At 70.1% G+C, this 19,404-nt stretch carries 11 protein-coding genes; 1 reads left to right on the top strand and 10 read right to left on the bottom strand.

Annotated elements, in window-relative coordinates; translation table 11 throughout:
• Nucleotides 1–24 precede the first annotated feature (24 nt).
• Both EV384_RS20110 and EV384_RS20105 read right to left on the bottom strand, forming a co-directional pair.
• Nucleotides 25–219 (bottom strand): DUF397 domain-containing protein, encoded by a 195-nt coding sequence (locus EV384_RS20110; protein WP_130335548.1) that lies wholly within the window; start codon nucleotides 217–219, stop codon nucleotides 25–27.
• Entirely contained in the window at nucleotides 212–1,093 is an 882-nt protein-coding gene (locus tag EV384_RS20105) for a helix-turn-helix domain-containing protein (RefSeq protein WP_130335546.1), read from the bottom strand. The genes EV384_RS20110 and EV384_RS20105 overlap by 8 nt, the downstream gene beginning before the upstream one ends.
• A 396-nt stretch (nucleotides 1,094–1,489) precedes the next feature.
• Between EV384_RS20105 and EV384_RS20100 the strand changes: the two genes are divergently transcribed.
• The gene (locus tag EV384_RS20100) at nucleotides 1,490–1,726 is read left to right on the top strand and encodes a GntR family transcriptional regulator (RefSeq protein WP_130335544.1); all 237 of its coding nucleotides are present in this window, start codon (nucleotides 1,490–1,492) and stop codon (nucleotides 1,724–1,726) included.
• A 95-nt stretch (nucleotides 1,727–1,821) separates the two neighbouring features.
• On the opposite strand, the gene EV384_RS36785 is transcribed toward EV384_RS20100, so the two are convergent.
• The 8 genes from EV384_RS36785 to drmD form a co-directional block, all read right to left on the bottom strand.
• A complete protein-coding gene (locus EV384_RS36785; RefSeq protein WP_278045613.1) occupies nucleotides 1,822–1,956 on the bottom strand; it encodes a hypothetical protein in 135 nt (44 codons plus the stop codon).
• Nucleotides 1,957–2,042: 86 nt separating this feature from the next.
• Complete coding sequence (locus EV384_RS20095) at nucleotides 2,043–3,629, bottom strand: serine/threonine-protein kinase (RefSeq protein ID WP_130340695.1); 1,587 nt, start codon at nucleotides 3,627–3,629, stop codon at nucleotides 2,043–2,045.
• Between the two features lie 48 nt (nucleotides 3,630–3,677).
• Nucleotides 3,678–5,645: an N-6 DNA methylase gene (locus EV384_RS20090; protein WP_130335542.1), complete on the bottom strand. Its 1,968-nt coding sequence runs from the start codon at nucleotides 5,643–5,645 to the stop codon at nucleotides 3,678–3,680.
• A 2-nt stretch (nucleotides 5,646–5,647) separates the two neighbouring features.
• Nucleotides 5,648–6,430 (bottom strand): DISARM system phospholipase D-like protein DrmC, encoded by a 783-nt coding sequence (gene drmC / locus EV384_RS20085; RefSeq protein ID WP_130335540.1) that lies wholly within the window; start codon nucleotides 6,428–6,430, stop codon nucleotides 5,648–5,650.
• Nucleotides 6,427–8,319: a DUF1998 domain-containing protein gene (gene drmB, locus EV384_RS20080; protein ID WP_130335538.1), complete on the bottom strand. Its 1,893-nt coding sequence runs from the start codon at nucleotides 8,317–8,319 to the stop codon at nucleotides 6,427–6,429. The genes drmC and drmB overlap by 4 nt, the downstream gene beginning before the upstream one ends.
• The gene (gene drmA, locus EV384_RS20075; RefSeq protein ID WP_130335536.1) at nucleotides 8,319–12,155 is read right to left on the bottom strand and encodes a DISARM system helicase DrmA; all 3,837 of its coding nucleotides are present in this window, start codon (nucleotides 12,153–12,155) and stop codon (nucleotides 8,319–8,321) included. The genes drmB and drmA overlap by 1 nt, the downstream gene beginning before the upstream one ends.
• Nucleotides 12,155–16,204, bottom strand: a complete 4,050-nt coding sequence (locus EV384_RS20070) for an Eco57I restriction-modification methylase domain-containing protein (RefSeq protein ID WP_130335534.1) — start codon at nucleotides 16,202–16,204, stop codon at nucleotides 12,155–12,157. Before EV384_RS20070 ends, drmA begins: the two co-directional genes overlap by 1 nt.
• Nucleotides 16,201–19,365, bottom strand: coding sequence for a DISARM system SNF2-like helicase DrmD (gene drmD / locus EV384_RS20065; RefSeq protein ID WP_130335532.1), 3,165 nt, complete (start codon nucleotides 19,363–19,365; stop codon nucleotides 16,201–16,203). Before drmD ends, EV384_RS20070 begins: the two co-directional genes overlap by 4 nt.
• Nucleotides 19,366–19,404: the final 39 nt, after the last annotated feature.

Genomic DNA, 19,404 nt, shown 5'->3' with positions numbered 1-19,404 from the left:
GGCGCCGAGGGCCGTTCCCGCCCCTCAATGCTCCGAGGCGGCCGCCCGGACGAAGGCCGCCCAGGAGTCGGACGTGAAGGTGAGCGTTGGGCCGCCGCGGTCCTTGCTGTCGCGTACGGCGACGACGCCCGGCAGGTTGTCGGCGACCTCGACGCAGTTGCCGCCGTTGTCGCCGCTGCGGGTACTGGTACGCCACTGGGCGCCGGTCAGCTCAGCCATGGTGAATCTCCTGGGAGATCTTCGTGATCAGGTGTCGGGACTGCCCCTCGTCCAAGGCCAGTGAGTCGAGGCTCGCCCAGACCCGCTCGTAGGCGGCCAACTCCTCCTTGCGGTCGAGGTAGAGCGCGCCGGTCAGCGACTCGCTGTAGACGACCGACGGCTCGGGCTCCACGCGGTTGCCGGGCGGAAAGTCGAGCAGCACGAAGGCTCCCGCGACGGCCCCGAAGTGCAGGCCGGCAGCCAGCGGCACGACCCGGATCGAGACGTGCGGCAGCCGGCCCAGCTCCACCAGGTGCCGGAGCTGCTCCGCCATCGTCGCCGGGCCGCCGACGACCCGCAGCAGCACCGCCTCGGAGAGCATGACGTCGAGCCGGGGCGGCGGGGGCAGCCGTCGTCGCAGCAGGGCCTGCCGTTGCAGCCGCACCTCGACCAGGCGCTCCCGCTCGTCGTCGGTCATGCCCGACCGGTGCTGACAAACTGCGGACGCGTAGCCCCGGGTCTGGAACAGGCCAGGCACCAGCGTGTCGTCGTGTTCCCGCAGCCGGCCGGCGGCGGACTCCAGGCCGACGTACAGCTCGAACCAGTCGGGGACGGTGTCGCCGTAGGCGTGCCACCAGCCCCTCGCCCGCGTCTCGCCGGCCAGGCCGGTCAGCGCGCCGGTCAGCTCGCGCGTCGCCCCGTACAGCTCGCACATCGCCCGCACGTCGAGCCCGCGCACCGCGTTCAGGCCCGCCTCGATCCGCCACACCTTCTGCCGGCTGCACTCCAGCGCCTTCGCCGCCCCGTCCAGCGTCATCCGCGCCTCGGTCCGCAGCTCCCGTAACGCCCGACCGAGCTGCCGCCGGGGCACCGTCGACCCGATGTCGTCAGCCATCCGCTCGTCTCCTACGCCTGCCGGAAGTCAGCGCCGCCTCCGGTTTCGCTCGCCGGGGTGACGGGCCATAGCGCTCTACGCGCTGGTCCGCCGCGCCGGTAGCCCGCCGCTGCTCGGGCCACTCGTAGACGAGCGCGCCGCCGCACCGCGAGGTCACCAGACCATCGGGTACGACGTCCTCGACCGTCGAGCGCCGGAACCGCCCCGCCATCTCGCCTGGCACTACTTGGCCGGTCAAATCGACCGCCACCCTCCCCGGCCGCAAGAACCACTTCCACCGCCTACCCACGTCCCCTCCCCTGCCCTTCCGATGACGAGCCTACATTGTTTCCTAGCTTTCCTAGCAAACCTAGGGTTACTCGTCTACCCGGCAGGCTGCGGTGATCCCATCAGGACATGCCGTACGCCGCACCGCTGTGGAGATCCATCCGCGATGATCTCCGAGCCAGAGTTAAGGCGGGCTTGCTGAAGCCGGGCGAGAAGATTCCGACGACACAGAACTTGATGAAGCAGTACTCAACAAGCTCCGCGACCGTCCGGAGAGCCGTCGACTCGATGATCGAAGCTGGAGAGCTTGTCGGCAGGCAAGGTTTGGGCGTTTTCGTCGCTGACCCCTCAGAACAGGATTCGTAGGCGGCGCGGACTTCCCGGCCTGGGGGAACCTCGCCCAGAAGGTCTTCGGTCTCTGACCTCGCAGGCTGCGGTGACCGGCTTGACTTCCAGGCCGGTCACCGCAGGGGTCTGGCAGCAGGCACGCAGGTGCCGTTGCCGTGAGGGTCGGCGCACACCGTTCCCTTCCAGCCGGTGTCGTGCCACGGCACGCGGATGGAAATGTGCTCGATCGGCGAAGCCGTGTCACCCATGACGCTCTCCTCAGTCAGCGCCGCCCCCGGCGGCGATCACGTGGTCGATCGGTGCTGCGGTGCCTTCTGCCGTGCAGCGGGTTGGATCATCGGGAGCGGGGCCGACGCAGGCCCGACAGCAGGTCGGCGATCTCCATGGTGCTGGGATGCGTGGCGCTGTTGAGCCGGGTCAGGTCCGCGAGGAGACGTGTCAGCGTCTGCTCGGCGGCGTGCCGTAGACCGGCGCCGAGCTGAAGGAGGCCGATCTGGCGGCGCAGTTCCAGCGTGCGCGGGTCGTCCGCGCCGAACGCCTCGGTCTCGTCCCGTACAAGCGCTTCGAGCTGCCGCAATGCCTCGCTCGTCTCGCCGAAGAGGGCGCGGCAGGTGGCACCCCTGAGCCGGCAGTGCAGCGCGAGATCGGCGTGCGGCCCCTGCTTCCGCGCGACGTCCTCGGCGAGTTCCTCGTACGCCGGTGCGGCCCGCCGGTAGTCGCCCTCTTCGAAGAGTGCGTCGGCCAGTTCGAGCCGGACGCGCACCACGTCCTCGTCCGTCCTGCCGAGGGCGGTGATCGCCGGCGCGACCGCGGCGGCAAGCACTTCCGCCGCCTGGCCGTAGCGGGACGACCCAACCAGCCGGCTGGCTTCCGCTCGTGCCCGCCGTAGATCCGTCCGCCCCACCCCCGGCTTCTCATCGGGCCGCCGCTGGGGCGGTGCCGGCGGCTGCGCGGGCTCACCGGCGGACGCCGGCGGCACGATCGGCCCGGCGGGCGACGCCGGAGGGGCCGATGTGAATACCCGCCCCAGCATCGAGCCGTACATCCGGGCAGGGCTCACCGTCGACGGCGCATGGAGGATCCCCGGGATCGGGCCGAGGTCCGTGGCGAAGGGCAGCAGACGGTCGTAGACGACCTGGGCGCTCTCCGGCCGATCCTCGGGCTTCTTCTGCAGCAGGTGCAGCAGCAGGTCCTCCAGGCCGGCGGGCACGTCGTCCCGTACGCCACGCACCGGCAGCGGCTGGTGGGTGACCTGCTTGCTCCACACGTCGTAGGAGGTGGACCCGGTGAAGAGTCGCTCCCCGGTCAGCATCTCGTGCAGGGTGCAGCCCAGCGCGTACAGGTCGGTGGCGGGGCCGCTGATGTTGGTCTCGATCTGCTCAGGCGCCATGTAGGCGGGCGTGCCGGGCGGCAGCCCGGTCGCCGTGATCTTCGAGAAGTCGGAGAGGGTGGGTGCTGCGGCGAGTCCGAAGTCGAGCACCTTGACCGCCCCGTCGGGCTGGAGCATGAGGTTGCTCGGCTTGAGGTCACGGTGCACGAGCGAGGCCTGGTGGGCGGCGGTGAGGACCGCGCAGACCTGGGCGGCGATCCCGGCCGCCCAGCCGATGGGCAGCGCACCCTGCTCGGCCACCAGGTCGGCGACGCTGATCCCGTGGATACGCTGCATGACGAGGTAGGGGCGGCCTTCGTGCGACCCGACGTCGTAGACGGCCGGGACACCCGGGTGCTCCAGCCGGGCGGTGATCCGCGACTCGCGGACGAACCGGCGGATGTAGTCCTTGTCCTGCTCACCGTTCGGGAAGCGGATGAACTTGACCGCCACGTGCCGGTCCAGTTTGGTGTCGTGCCCCAGCCACACCTCGCCCATGCCGCCATGGCCGATAGGCAGGTCGTCCAGCTCGTACCGGCTGTTGATCAGCATCCCCACCGCGGCAGCCCCCTCCGTCCTTGATCCCCCAGCATGGGCAGGCTAGTCCGCCACCGTCGCCGGCCGCAGGCTCCCGTCTCCGAGACCGACGAACCCGCGCTCGACGAGCTCCTCCCCCAGCGCCGTCGCCTTCCGCAAGCGCGCCTCGAAAGCCATCAGCCGCCTGAATGCCTCCCCGATGCTGCGCTGCTCGGAGAGGGGCAGCCGGGGTATGCGGGTCCGCCGGATGTCGAGTCGGCCGGCGAGGGATGAGCCGCTGGAGCCGCCGCGCTGCGCGGTCCGCAGGAAGCCGGCCAGGAAGTACGGGTCCAGCTGCTCCGGGTCGACCCGGAGCAGGTAGAGCCGCGGGCCGAGCAGCGGGCCGCCGTCGGTGACGACGTGCACGGCGGGCGCACGCGGCGCGAGCGGTGTCACCACGTCGCCTGCCCTGAGAGTGACCGCACCGGGCAAATCCACGGCTGTCCCGGATGCGGGGCGCCCGAGGCGTACGTCCCGAGCGGTGAGCACCGGCGTGGGTCCGTCCTCGTCCGTACCCATCTTCATCGGAGCCTGTCGGATGGTGACCGCGCCCGTCCTGACGAGCTCGCCGATGGTGGTCATCACCGGGGCATCGGGCGACGGGATGTCGGTCAAGTCCGGCAGGGTCGGCACGAGGGCATCGACCGCGGCGCACAGCGACGCCAGAGCGGGTGGGAAAGCTGAAGAGGGCCTGCCGGCGGCGGCCAGGTGGCGGGCCGGGGCGAGGTCCACGTCGTCATCCAACAGGTCGATGATCGGGACCGCCCGGCTCCCGGCCGGCAGTTCGGACCCAGCGGAGAAGGCGGCCCAGGCCTGTATGGCATGGGCGGGTTCGGAGCTGGCATCGACCATGAACACCTCATCGGGACGCCGCGTCCCGTCGGGGCGCCGCATCAGCCACAGATCCGGCGCCACCGCCCCGGTCGGTCCGGTCGGCGGCAGACAGATCACCGCGCGCAGCACCCCGGCTCGGAGCAGGTTGCTCCGGATTCGTCGGCCCGAACGCCTGCTGGCGGCAGCGGCCGGCATGAGAACCGCGACCCGCCCTCCGGGCTTGACGTGCCGGAGACAGTGCTGCACCCAGGCCAGTTCCGGTTCCCCCCGGGGCGGCAGGCCGTACTCCCAGCGCGCGTCGCCGGCCAGCTCGTCATGCCCCCAGGACCGGTCCGCAAAGGGCGGGTTGCACACCACCGCGTCGAACAGGGCCCCCGGGTACACGTCGGATCGCAGCGAATCCGACACGGTGACTCGGGCATCCCTGGCGTGCAGCAGGAGCCGGGCGGAGGCGATGCGGGCTGGCGTCCGATTCACCTCCTGGCCGCGCAACTCCTGGACGGAGCGCCCGGCGGCGGCGAGCAGCAGGGTGCCGATCCCGCATGCCGGATCGAGAATGGTTTCCGCCTCCGACGCGGCCAGAGCGACCATGACGGAAGCGAACGCTGCGGGTGTGACGGTGTGACGGCGGGAGTGGACTTCCAAATACCGCTCGCAGAGGAAGTCGAAGACGGCCCGGGGTCCCTCCCGGTCGGCCGCCTCGGCGGCCAGTCGGACAATGGCCACCGTGTCCGGGGCCGGCACGTCGGTGATGAGGTGCCCGAACTCCGGGACGACCGTCCGAATGGCCTCGGCCAGCCGATCCTCCACCACAGCGTCGGGCTGTTCGGCGAGGGTCTTCCATCCCGCCGGATCCCGCTCGAGGAAGACCAGAAAGCCACCGAGGTTGCCGATTCGATCGCCCAGTTCCAGGTCACTAGCGGACCCTCTCAGCGATTGCCATACCCGGTCAACGGGGGTGAGCCGGAACGGTTTGTCGTGTCGGCTCAGCCAGGCCTCGACCTCCCCCACCGCGAACAGAGGGCTCGCGGAGCTGCCGCCGACGGGCTGCGGGAAGTCGGGAAAGCGCCGCCGCCAGTTGCTGACCGCTGCCCGCCCGACGCCCGCCAGCCGGGCGATGTCGCCGGTGGCGACGGTGGCCCCGTCCGAACCCAGCATGTTCACCACCCCTGCGCGGACGTCCGGAGCCGGGCCAGCACCCCGCGGGTCTGCAGCTCCGCGATGTGCTCAGCCGCTCGCTGGGGTGCCGTGCCGCCGCGTACCAGCAGCCCCGCCTCGATGTTGCGGTTGACACCGGACTGGGTGAGGTTGGCGCTGGACACCAGCAGCACCCGGCGATCGGCGACGGCGATTTTCGCGTGCATCTTGGCGTGATCCTCGGTCCGCCGCTCGACCGGCCAGTGCCATAACTGGACGCCGGGCAGGTTCGCGAAGGCAGCGGCGGGTTCCGCGCCGTTCAGCGCTCCGCCGGCTCCGGCCAGTGTCTCGACGACGACGGTCACGGCCACTCCGCGGGCGACCGCCGTCGTCAGCGCCGCCAGCAACGGTGGGTAGGGCTTGGCGGAGTACGTCATCAGCAGCAGCTCGGCGTGGGCCTCCGCGACCAGGTCGACCAGCACCTGGGCGGTGGCGCGGACCGGCACCGGATGGGTGCTCGGCCCGCTCCACACCGACTCGATCCGTACCGCCGCCGACCGCTGCGCGTGCCCGGCGGCCAGCCCTCGCAGGTAGGCCGCCGCCTCCACGCCTGGCAGCCCCGAGGCGCGCTGGGCGGCCAGCACCGCCCCGGCCGCCTCGGCGAAGCCGGGCACCGGGACGGCGTGCCGGACGGCCTGTTCTGGCGAGCCGTCGCCGAGGCGGTCGGCCAGCACCCGCAGGTGTCCCGGACCCAGCCGGTTCACCGCGGCCTCGGCCGCCGCCTCGAAGGCCGGGTGCCAGGTCATGGCAGCTCGGGGAAGAGCGCCAGGTCCGGCTTGTCGATCGGTACGACGAACCGCCGGTCCAGGAACCGGTTGCCGCGTTCGCAGGTCGTCTCGGAGACGAAGAGGCAGACGTGGCAGGCGGCACCGTGGAGGAAGTCCGCCGGGTCCTGGGGCAGCCGTTCGGCGCAGAGCGGATCCGACGAGCAGTGCCTGGCGTCGGCGAGCGCCCGTCGGGTGAGCCGGACCAGCGAGTCGTGCTCGGCGAGCGACACCAACCCACCGAGCGTCCCCTCGGCGTCCGGCACCGCCGTGTAGACGAGGATGCCAGTGCGGGGGTCGTCCGGCGTGCCGGCGTAGATACGCTCCGACAGGCTGGCCGAGCTGTAGCCGCATTCCAGGGCGATGGTTCGGATCAGCAGGTGCGACAGGGTGTGCAGCGCGATGTACCGCTCGCCCGGCCAGTGCTTCATCGGCTCGAACGCCCCTGAGATCCGCCCGGAGTAGCGGTTCTGCCGGAACCGGGCGTACGCGTCGCGGTGCTCCTGCATGCACTCGGTGTCGGTGACCCGCTCCTCCCACTCGGACAGCAGGTTCTCGGGCAGGCGGAGGAAGATGCCCTCGCCGCGTACCTCGCTGGCCGGCACCCAGGTCGGGGTGGCCTTGCCCAGCGGCGCCCGGGTCACGAGGTCGGGGTCCATCGGGTCGGGGGCGTCGAGCCGGGTAAAGCCGACCAGCGCCCGGACCTGGCGCAGCCGCTCGGCCTGGATCACGTCGGCGTAGAGCTCCTTCAGCTCCCCGGGCACCCCGTTCGGGTCGCGGCGCAGCGTGAAGTCGTCGGTGGCCGGTGGCAGTTGCGCGGCGGAGAAGATCTCCCACTCCGGGGTGTGCAGGTCAGGGTAGCCCTTCTGCTCCTCGTCGCCCTTGGGACCTTCGCGGTGCCGCTCGATGGCGGCCCAGATCTCCTGGTCGGTCCACCGATCGAACTCCCGCAGCGCTGGGACGACGGTCCGCAGGTAGGGCAGCATCTCGACGCCGGGAACGCCTTCCAGGGAAGGCTTCCAGTGCTGCTCCACCTTTGCCTGCAACTCGCTCGCGCCGGTGCGCGGCACGGCCAGCGCGGAGAGCGTCTGCGCGAACCACTGGTTGGACGCGCCGACGATCAGCAGCTTCAGCTCCGCGGTGCAGCCCGCCTCGAAGCTGCCCAGGTGCGCGTGGCGGCCCCGGCAGCGCGGCAGCTTCTCCGGACCGCGCGGGCCGAGCACCTCCTTCATGTTGCGGCGGGCGCCGCAGGGCACGCACTTGATCTCGACGTTGGCGCCGAGGTTGCCGCCACGGTCGTCCATCTTCAGCTTCGGGTGGCTCGCGTTGGGGCAGGTGCCGCCCTGGTGGACGAAGTGGGCGTACGGGAAGTCGTCGAGGTGCCCGGCGGTGCAGGCGAGCACGAACCGGGCGGCCACGGCCATCGGCTTGCCCGACTTCTTCCGGGTGCACGAGGTGTGGAAGAACTTGGCCTCGTGCGGCTTGCGGGGCTTGGCGTTCTCGAAGCCGAAGATCGTCGACTCGATCGGCGCCAGCTCGTCGCAGATGGTGCAGCGCAGCCAGCCGGGGAACGGCACGATCGGCACACCGACCTTGGCGGCCGGTCCGTTCGGGTCCTGGTCGACGCCGTCGATCCAGGGCGCGGGGCGCAGTTCCTTGATGGACGGCTTGCCCAGCAGGTTCTTGACGGCCGCCAGCAGCCGGGGTTCGACAATCGGCACCCAGTCGGGGACGGCCGAGTGGTTCCAGTCGTCGAGCCCGCGTACGAGGACCGAGAAGTTCGGCAGGTCGACGATCGCGCCGACGCCGGTGGTGAACATCAGGTGGCTGGGTCGCACCGAGCCGACCCGCCGGAAGTGTCTGCCCGCCATCAGTTCCCCTTCCCCGCGAGGGTCGACTCGCCCATCTCGTCCCCGTCGGGGAGGTCCTCGTCCCTGGTGTCGTCGGTCGGCGCCCCGAACGACCAGTCCGGCGCGCCGTACTGCGCGGTGAAGAGTTCCCCGCCAGCCGGCAGCACCAGGTTGATCTCGTTCTCGGTCTCCCGCATGGACTGCCCGACCGTCAGGTCGGTCCACCGCTCGCCGCTCGCCTTGACCAGCAGGCCATTGAGCTGTTGTTGCTTGAACGTGCCCTTGTCGTAGCCGAGCCGGACCGCGCCAGTCTTCCGCTCGTTCCACAGATCCTTGAGCCGGTTGATCCGCTCCTGGAGGTAGTCGCGGCCCCGCTCACCGGCGATCGCCTCGGCCCGCTTCAGGAACCGGTCGAAGACCTGCTGCACCTCCGGCCCGTCGAGCGGCACGTCCTGGGCGTCGGTGTTGCGGGAGAATGCTTCCTCCGCGTTGCGCATGGCCGCGACCAGGGTCGCGGTCGTGCTGCGGTCCAGCGACCGCCGGGTGTACGGGGTGACCGACAGCGCCTCCACCTGGCGGTAGAAAGTGGCGTGGTAGTACTCGAAGTCCTCGTAGTGGGCGAGGTCCCGGGGCCGGGTCCAGTTGTAGAGGGTGATCACCAGACCGGGTCGTTTGGCATCCCGGCCGACCCGGGAGGACGCCTGGATGTACTCGGCGGTGTTCTTCGGCTGCCCGGTCACCACCATCAGGCCGAAGCGGGACACGTCCACGCCGACCTGGAGCATCGAGGTGGCCAGCACCGCGTCGACGGGAACCTGTCCCTCGTTCTGCCGCTTGTAGAACCGGTCGCTGACCGGGTGCAGCGCCGGCCGTGGGTTGGACGCCGTCTTCGACTTGTACGCCTCCCGCGCGTCGTCGAGGATCGCCCGCCGGCGGGCGGAGGTGTCGAGCTCCGGGTCGAAGCCGATCTCCAGCCGCTTGAGCACGTCGCTGATGTCGCCGGAGGAGATCCGGGAGGTCAGCTCCTGGACGTTGAGCATCTGGGTGCCGACGAGCCGGTCGGAGAGGCCCTTTCGCCGGCCGTGGGAGCGGACCCGGGTGGCGACCTGGTCGTCGAGGATGCGCCGCATCCCGGCGAGCTCGCGGGTGGCGTTGAAGTAGCCGACCGTGGTCAGGTACGGGTCGGCCGGCTGGCCGTACCGGTCGATGAGGGTCTGCCCGGCGAGCAGCAGGATCTCCGCGATCCGGATCTCGGCGGACTTCATTCGGATGCCATGGGCGCAGACGCCCAGGTAACGGCGGCCCGGGTTGTCGACGGTGACCGGCACCTGCCGGCTGAAGAACGTGTCGGTGATGTCGATGACCGGCGGCGGAAAGACGGCCAGGTCACGGCCGAAGACCCCGAGCACCTGCTCGCGAGCCCGCTTGGTGGTCGCCGTAGAGGCGACGATCTTCGGCCCGGCCTCGCCGCCTCCGGGCAGTGGCCAGGTGCAGAGTTGGTCGACGGCCGCCTCGAAGAGGCCGACCGTGGTGCCGAGCGCCCCGGAGATGAGGTGCAGTTCGTCCTGGATGATCAGATCCGGCGGCCGCAGCCGGATCACCGGCCGGCTGGTGGCGGCCTCCAGCTTGCCCTTCTTGTTGTGCCGGGCGCCGCAGCCGGTCCGGGCGTCGAGGTCGTCGTGCCGGTAGCCGTGCCGGGGGCAGCGTTCGCGGACCCGGCCGAAGAGCAGGCCGGCGAAGCCGCGCCACGGCAGCTGGGCGAGCTTGTCGACGGTGGCGATGACCAGGCTGGGGGCGTACCGGTAGATCTCCTCGTCGACGGTGAGGATCGGCAGGCCCTCGGGCGAGCGGGTCCGGGAGAACGGGCACGCGTCGGTGCCCTCGGCCTCGGGGCAGTAGAGGAAGACGCGGCGCAGGTCGTCCTTGCTGACCAGGTCCCGCTCGGCGCGCAGCTTGGAGCCGCACCAGGGGCAGCTCAGGGTCTGGAGGACGTTGGTGAACTTGCCGTTGCCCGCCTCGCGTGCCTCGGCGATCTGCTCGGCGGCGTCGTTGTACCAGTTCGGCGACACCCCGCCGCCGACCCAGAGGCCGATCCGGAACGGCTCGGTCCCCCAGCTGCGTTCGTTCTTGCGGCGCAGCACCTCGGCGGCGCAGACCAGGGCGGCGGCCCGCTGGAACTGCTGAGCGGTGAGCAGCCGCAGCGTGTAGCGCATGAGCACGGCGACGCCGGCCTCACCGCTGCGGGCGTCCGCGCCAGCGCCGATCACGCCCTGGCGTCGGCGGATGGCGAAGGCGAACGCGGTCAGCCCGAGGTACGCCTCGGTCTTGCCACCACCGGTGGGGAAGAACAGCAGGTCGACGGTGGCGTCCCGGTTAGCAGCCCGCTCGGGGTGCGCCGGATCGGTGATGGACGGCAGGTTGAGCAGCACGAACGCGAGCTGGAAGGGACGCCAGGAAGCGGCGGCCGTGCCGCGTCCGTCGATGGCGGCCTTGGCCTCGGCGTACGACAGGCCCTTGTCCTCGCGGAGGCGGCCGACCTCGCTGTGCCGGCGTTGCAGCGCCATCGCCTCGTTGGCGAACCGGAACGCGGCGAGGGCGTCGGCGTGCTTGTCGGCCTCCGGGTTGGTGAGCAGCGCGATGCCGGCGCGGATCCGCTCGGCGGCCCGACGCGCGGTGAACACCGCAGCCTCGGCAGCGTTGCGGAGCGGCTCCGGCAGGCCGGGGATCTTCGCTTCCTCGTCGTCCAGCCATGCCTCGTACCCATCGGCCAGCGGCGCGAGCCCGGTGCGCAGCCGGTCGATGTCGGCGGCGGCGAGGGCGTCCATGGACAGCTCCACGCCGGCCAGGCCGGAGCCCTTGCCGACCTGGGCGACGGTCGCCGGCACGTTGTAGGTGGGCAGCCAGGTGGTGACGAGCTGGTGCGCCCACCGCTCGCCGTCACGCACCGATGGGTGCACGGCCACGTTGCGGCCTGCGGCGTAGCGGCGCTGCGACCGGTAGAGCAGCCGCAGGTGCGTCTCCTCCTGGTCGTCGTCAACGCCCCGCACGCCGTCGAGCGGGTCATCAATCGGCAGGAAGACGGCGGCGTCGCCGTCCAGCGCGGTCACGGTGAGGGCGGTCTGGAAGAGCCAGGCGGTGTCGCCGTTGCTGGTCGCCTCCATCTGCGTATTGATCAGGGCGAGCTGCACCACCCGGCCGCCGTTGCGCGGCCGGACCTCGACGGCCAGGTGCACGCCCGGGTCGTCCTCGTCGGGGACCGTCAGCGGCATCCGGTAGGACGTCTCGCCGTCGAGGCGGACTTCCTTCCGGTACGACACCGGCTCGCGGAACCAGACCCGGCGCTTCTTGCCCTTCTCGTCCTCGGACTCGCGCAGGTCGTAGCGGCCCCAGTCGGCGGTCACCGACAGGACGTCGACGTCGCCGGGAACGGCGAACGACAGGCCCATGGAGGAGGCCCACATCTTGCCGAGGTTCTGCGGGGTGACGACCTCAGGCAGCTCGGCCTCGCTGCCGTCGCCCTGGACGGCGGCGTCCACGTCCGCGACCTCGGCCGCCTCGCGGCGGTCGGAGCGCGGGCGCTGCTTCGGGCCCAGCATGCCGACGAGGTAGCGCTCGCGCGGGCCCATCGCGCCGGGGCGGAACTCCTCGTGCTCGCCGTCCCACGGCCCGAGCAAGTCCCGCCCGATCAACTCCTCCAGCTCATCCCGCACCTGGTACGAGGTGGCTTCGGGGAACGTCTGCGGCACGTCGAGCGGCTGGATCAGTGCCTGCTGGTCGGCGTCGTCCCTGCCGGGCATCGTGAGCGCCTGCTGCTCGCCGCGCGGATGCGGGAAGAGACCTCCCTGTACGTCGACCATCAGAACAACGTCCCTTCCGCGGCCTTCGCCTTGCGGCCGGTCTTCCTGTCGTGCAGGCCCTTTTCGACTTCCTCTGCGTAGCGTTGATGGTTCAGCTCCAGCAGCCGGTCGAGAATCTCGCGCTGAACGGCAGGGCCAACGGTGTAGCGGGTGTAGGCGCCGGCCTTGTGGAATCCGTGGTCGAGCCCTAGCGCAACCAGGTCATCCCACCCATAGGCGCAGCAGACCGCCTCGTCGATCTCACGGTGCGCGCGCCGCAGCTCCACGATGTCCTCGTCCCGGCATCCCGGATCGAAAGCCAGATTGTAGGTCGCCGTCAGGCCGGCGTGCCGGCTCAACATCACGTCCCGGCGGTACGTGTCCAGCCGATCCCCGAGTTCGCGCATCTCTGCCGTCAACTCTGGCAACGCGAACGTCTCGAACACGTCCGATGGTGTGTAGCGGAGATCCGCCTTCATCGACGACGCCCGGCTGACTGCCCACCAATAGTGGGGCGCACTCGACAGCAATGCCAACATCGCCGCGTCATCCGTCGCGAAGACGTTCAAGTCGATGGAGAAAACTTGACCGGTTCCCACAAGCACGGGCATGACGGTCTTGCTCACCCGAGCGATGGCAACAACTCGCCCAAGACCCGCGATCGAGGAATACAGTTCAGGCGCGGGGCGCGTGAAGCGCCACCAAATCTCGCGACGCCGCCTGTCATTGTTCCGTTCGCGCTCAGGCTTAACGAGCCGTACCACCTGGTCGTAGCAATCGACATACGACTTCGCCCTGTCTTCGCTCCAGTCATGAAAGTTGATTACCCAGCGACTTGCCGAGCAGTCGGGGCGGGAGTTTAGATCCTGCCCATTCAGATAGGGGAAGAGAACGTCCTCATTGCGCTTGTCTCTTCCAATCAGAGCAGCAGCAGCAGGCGGCTCCATAGTGAAACCCATGCCAAGGATGTACGAGCCTACGAATGCCATCGCCGAGTTGGCGGCAAGCCGGTTCGGGTTACCCGCCACACGGGAGGCGGGGTCAAGCGAAGGAGTAATTCCCGCAACGACGATCCCGTTGGAACGATGCTCGGCCCTTTCGTCGAGCCGGCGGCGACTTGTCCATATGGCGCAGTACTCCAGCACTGCCGATTTGGACGGCCAGGGCTTGCTCTTGATCGCCTGCCGAATGGAAGTTCCGTCAGCAACGACCTGGTCGAGGCCCACCTCGCGCGTGTCGCCTTGTGCAAGCGTGTTGGTGGCGATAAGGCCAGTCTGGCCCGAGGGGTTGAGGAGGTCGTGGGCCCGGAGGACGAAGTAGGCGACCAGGTCGGCGCTACCCCGGGCGCCGCGGCCGAGCCCGTTGACCAAGAGCTCGCGGTAGGCCGTACCCAATGCGCCGGTCAACTTCTGTCCGCCGAGGAACGGCGGGTTGCCGATGATCGCATCGAAGCCGCCGCGCTCGAAGACCTCAGGAAAGACGAGCGGCCAGTGCAGGGGCCTGCGGTCGAAGGAGCCCGGAACGTGATCGGTGGCGAGCCATCTCGTCCGCTGCTCCTCGACTGGTTGCTTGCCAGAGCCGGAGGCGACGTCGTTGGCGAGCTTGGCGGCCTCGACAGCTCCCGCGCCGAGGCCTCGCTCGCCCCTGCTGGCGTAGGCCAGCACAGCACCGACCGTCAGGTCCGCGAAGAGACTGAAGGGCTCCGCCTTTGCCTTTGCGATCTCAAGCAGCTCGCGCTTCTTGCTGAGCGCTGCCATCGGATCATCGCCGAGGGTGATCCTCCCGATGGCGCGGCGGTCGTCGGCGACCTCGGCCACGAGGGACCGAACTCCAGAGGTGAAACCGTGAAGAGTGTCCTCGTGCAGCGCCCGCCCCTTCTTGGGGTCCAGGTGCATGTATTCGAGCTGCTCAAGCGAGGTGATGCCAAGGAGCGAGTCGCCGGCGACCAGGCGGTCGTCGAGGAAAGTGAAGGGGCGTTGTGGGTCCATGGAGACCAGCCAGAGCGACAGCTTCGCCATCTCGACGGCCATGGGGTTGATGTCCACCCCGTACAAGCAGTGCTCGATGATCTGCCGGCGCGCCTCGATGACCAGCGGGTCCTCGTCGGCATCCACCGGCCGGTCGATCCCACGCTGCTGGTGGGGGAGCGCCCGGTCATCCCCCTCCCGCGACCACGCCTCGATCAGGTGCACGGCCAGGTAACGGGCCGCAGCAACCAGGAAGGCCGCGGACCCCATGGCGATGTCGGCGACGTTGAGCGCGAGGATCTCCTTGCTGGACTTCGCCTTCCACTGCGACTTGTCGGCGGTCTGCAACGGGCCCGGCTCGTAGACCAGCGGCTCCAGTGCACCTTCCACAACATCCTGCGCAAGCTTCCGAGGGGTATAGTGGGTGCCGGTGTTTTTTCGCAGGGCGGACTCCGTGACGAAGAGCGCCCCGGGCAGGATCGCCACAGGCAGGCCCCGCAGGTCCTCACGGATGATCCCGACGAACGGCAGCAGTCGTTCGGAGAGCGGGTAGTCGCCGCCGGTGACGGCGAGTAGCTTCTTGCGTGCCTCCTCACGCTCCGGCCCGTCGAGCGATGCCAGCCGCTTGGTCAACGCCGCGACGGAGCCGATCTTCGAGTCCTTGTACTTCTCAGCCAGCGCCTTGGCCAGCGCTGGCACGTCGTCAACCTGCCAGGCGATAGCCTCCAGGTCGGCGAGCCGGACCTCCTCCTCCAGCCCTTCCTTGCCGATCAGCCCGACCGTCACGTCCTCGGCGCGGAAGCCCTCGAAGGAGAGCAGGCCCTCGTAGACGTACCCGATCTGCTCCACGTCGAGGGCGCGGAAGCTGAGCGTACGGCGCTCCCGCGACTTACCGGTGCCGATCTCGACGTACTGCACGGCTCGGAGCATGTGCAGCACGGTGCGGTCATCAATGGTCAGTGGCAGCCAAGGCGTGGCGCCCGGGTCGAAGAGCGACCCGTCGTGGCCGTGCATGGTGAGCCGGGGGTGGTCAACGCCCCGGTAGACCGCGTTGAACAGGGCGAGGAGCCGGTGCCAGGCGGCGGCGCTGTGCTCCAGGTCCTCCTCGCTGCCCTCGATCACCCGCTGCTCCAGCTCGGCGCAGAGCCGCCCGGCCGAGTACGCCGTGGCGTACAGCTCGTTGTCGGCGGGCAGGAGCTTGCGCTCCTCGGCGAAGAGCAGGAAGACGATCCGCATCATCACCGCGACCGCACCGCGGTAGACGTCGTGCGCGTCGACGTCCTGGAGGCCGCGCCCGCCGAGTTCCCGGTCCCGGACGTCGATGCGGCCCATCGCCGCCACCAGCAGCTCGACGGCCCGGCGGACCTGGACACCGAGCGCCTCGGTGATCTCCTCCTGGCTGCCAAGACTCGCCCGCAGCAGCGGGACCAGCCGCTCGTCGTCGGGGACGCCGAAGAAGCGCTGCCGGGACAGCAACGATACGAAGGCGCGGACCACGTCACGCTCGGCCGCCTCCGGCCAACCAACCACGTCGAAGACCGCAGTGGTGGTGACGCCGCCGCGCGGCGCCCAGACGAATGTCCACCAGCGACCGTCGGTGGCGAGGCCCAACTCGATGTTGTGATGCCGGCACAGGTGGGCGAGCCGGTCGACCGGCGTCGCGGCCCACGCCGAGTCGCGGATCCGGGCGGTCGGCTGGCTGCCGGCCGGGCAGACCACACCGAGCAGCCGTACGGTGTCGGACTTGACCTCCTCGCCCGGCTCGACCAGCGCGAACGACGGGCGCAGCTCGGTGTCGTGCTCGGCGACGGTGTGCGCGAGGGCGTCGAGGGCGTCCTCGTGCAGGGTGTCGCCCCAGCCGAGCAGGTCGCGCAGCACGTACCCGATCCAGGTCTGCTGGCCCATAGCGGTGTCGGCCTGCCAGGTGGCGTGCTCCTGCCGCAGCCGCTCGCGCTGCTTCTTGTCGAGGGTGTCGAGGGTCGGCCAGGTGGCGCGGAGCACCGGCAGGCTGAGGAACGGGCCGCTGACCTCGACCAGGCTCAGCCAGTTGCGGTGCTGCTCGGCGCCGTCGGGGGCGGGCGGGCGTCGGAAGTTGCGGCTCATCGGGTCGCCTCCCGCTTCGGTACGACGAAGACCACGGCCACCGGGAACCGGTGCGGCTTCGGATCGCGGTAGCGGGCGGCGACGGCGTCGAGTTCGCGGTCGCGCTCGGCTTCCAGGGCCGGCAAGCGTTCCTCCCAGGATTGACGGTCCTTGCGGTACTGGGCCAGTTCTTCCTTGCTCTTGCTCATCGCGTCGAGCTGAACTCGGGTGAAGAAAGACTCTTGACCCTCATCGCCTTCTTCTGGGGCCTCGGGTGCCTTGAGCGCGCTCTCCAGAGTTGCGGCGAACTGGTCGAGGTTGTGCTTGATGCGCTCTTCTTCGGCCTTCTGCCGCTGGTCGAGCTTTCGCGCCAACGCCTCCTGCCGGGTGTTGGAGCGCCAGTCGATGGCGGCAACAAGGCCGTCGGCGATCCGCGGCCACCGCTCGGCGAGACGGGCCTGGACCAGTGGGGATGCTGAGGTGCTGCTGGTGAGGGCCCGGTCGAGGATGCCGCCGAGGGTGCCCAGGTTCTCCAGCCGGCGGAACCGGCCCTGCTCGGGTGCCCAGCCGCCGGCGTAGAGGACCTCTTCGTGCAACCGGATGCCGTCGGCGCCGACGAGCACGAACCGCGAGTACGCCCCGACCAGGACGTCCTCCAGCGCCGGGTCGTCGCTGACCACGGCGGCGACCCGGTGCAGGCCGATGTCGGGGTTGGAGACGGCGGCACGCAGCAGCCGGGTCGACATGGCGACCAGCGGGTGGTTGAGGTGGGCCAGCACGATGTCGTCCTCGCCCTTGGCGACCATCGAGTCGAAGGTGACCGGCAGTTGTCGGGGCGGCTCGTCGTCGCGCTGCAGCTTGGCGGTCAGCCCTGCGGTGGCCCGCTGCCAGGAGCCGGTGAGCGGCGGGACGGTGTAGAGGCCGTCGACCAGGTGCTTGTCGTCGAGGTGCCGGGTCAGCGGCTGCTGGCGGGCCAGTTCCAGCGCGGTGTCGACGACCCGTTTGACGGCGACCGGCGTGATGCCCAGTTCCTCGACGGTCTTGTCCAGGTCAGCGCGGAGCCGGACGACCTGCTCGCGCAGGTTGGCCTCCGTGGGGAGGCTGCGGCTGTTCTTACTCTTGCCTGCCTTGTCGACGTCCACGTTGACCTGCTCGCCGAGCATGCGGCGCTGCACGGCCTCGGCCAGGACAGCGTTGACCGAGCCGAGGTCAGCCTCCATCCGGGCGACCTTGGTGGCGACCCGGGACAGGAACTCCAGGTCCGCCTCGTACGAGTCGACGGCCCTGCCGAAGCCGGTGCCGACGAAGTGCCGGATGTCGGGGGCGGTGGTCTGGCCGTACCGGTCGACCCGGCCGATGCGCTGCTCCAGCTTGTTCGGGTTGAACGGGATGTCGTAGTTCACCAGGCGGTGGCAGTGCTTCTGCAGGTCGATGCCCTCGCTGGCGGCATCGGTGGCGAGCAGGATGCGTACCGGCTGCTCGGTGGGGTCGGTCTGGAAGGCCAGCCGGAGCTGCTCCCGGTCGTCGGTCGGCGTTCCGCCGTGCAGCAGCGCGAGCGCCGTCCCGGCCAGGCCCTCCTGGCGAAGGAGCTCGGCCAGCCACATCTGCGTGTCGCGGTACTCGGTGAAGACCACGACGCGCTCGTTGGTCCAGTGCCGGCCGTCCGGCTTGCAGACCGCGGTCAGGTAGGTGATCAATTCGCGGGCCTTGGCGTCGGGCTGCGCCTCGTGTGCCTCGGCCCACTGGAGCATCTTCTCCAGCAGAGCCATCTCGTCGGTTGTGGCGTCCGGCTGCATCGGCCGGGTCCGGCCGATCGCGTCGTCCTCGGCGTCGGCGAGTTGCTCGTCGTCGTAGGTGGCGACGTCGTCGAAGAAGTCCTCCATCCACTCCGGCACGTCGTCACCGCCGGGCAGAGAGGCGGGAGCCTTGCGGCTCTTCAGCGTCTCCAGGTAGACGCTCACCGTGTGGGCGAAGGCGGCCGGGCTGGAGAAGAGTCGCTTCTTGAGCAGCAGGGTCACCAGGTCTGTGGCCTTGCGGCCCCGCTGGGAGTGCAGCCGCTTACGCCGCAGCTCGGCGAACTCGGTCAGCAGAGCGTGGATCTGCCGCTCGCTCTCGGGGTAGGCGACCGGGATCGCAGAGGCGACCCGCTCCACGAAGCGGGGCGTGCCGTCGGCGTTGACCACGTCGCGCTTGAGCCGGCGGACGACGGTGTCCTTCACCGCCGACTGGTCGGGCTCCACGCCACGGGCGAACCGCTGGTTGTCGAGGATTTCCAGCAGGGCGGTGAAGGACGCCTGGTAACCGTTGTGTGGGGTGGCCGACAGGAAGAGCCGGTGGGTGAAGTGCGGCGCGAGTCGGCGGATCAGCTTGGTCTGCTGCGAGTCGACCGCGTAGATCTGCTTCGGCGCGGCGGGAGCGACGTGGTGCGCCTCGTCGAGAATGAGCAGGTCGAAGGTGCGCGGGTAGGTCGGTTCGTCCGCGGGCAGCACCTCGTCGAGGAGGCGCTGGGCCTTCTGCCCGCGCAGCCACGGCAGGCTGACGATGCTCAGCGGGTAGACCTCGAACGGGTTCGCCGCGGAGCCGTGGGTCCGGCGGACGCTGGCGCAGAGCGCGGCGTCGATGACGGTGAAGTCGAGGCCGAACTTCTCCGCCATCTCGTCCCGCCACTTGATGGTCAGACCGGCCGGGCAGACGATCATGATGCGCCGGGCGCGGTGGCGCAGCAGCAGTTCCTGGGCGACCAGGCCGGCCTCGATGGTCTTACCGAGGCCAACGTCGTCGGCGAGCAGCAGGTTGACCCGGGGCGCGTCGACGGCACGGGCGACCGGCTCGAGCTGGTAGTCCTCGATCGCAACACCGGAGCGGAACGGCGACTGCAACGTCTTCACGTCGGCGGAGGTGACCGCCGACCAGCGGACGGCATCGAGGAACGCGGCGAGCCGCTGCGGCGAGTCGAACTTGCCTTCGATGACCTCGGGTAGCGAGCCGCTGGGCAACACCTGCCGCCCGGGCTCGACCTCCCAGATCACGTCGAGGGTGTGGCCGTAGCGGCCGTCCTCGACGCTCTGCAGGCTGGCCAGGCTGCTGTGCTCGCCGTCCTGGACGTCGCTGACCACCCACCGCTGGCCACGCACCGCGACCAGGTCACCGATCCTCGGCTTCTCCGTGGTAGCGCTCGGCACCGTACCTCCCCCATTGATCCGGCTGCGTCGACCGAAGGC

This window comes from Micromonospora kangleipakensis, assembly GCF_004217615.1.
GTDB classification, from domain to species: domain Bacteria; phylum Actinomycetota; class Actinomycetes; order Mycobacteriales; family Micromonosporaceae; genus Micromonospora; species Micromonospora kangleipakensis.
Note: the sequence above shows the minus strand (reverse complement) of the source record. Positions and strands in the feature narration are given on the sequence as shown.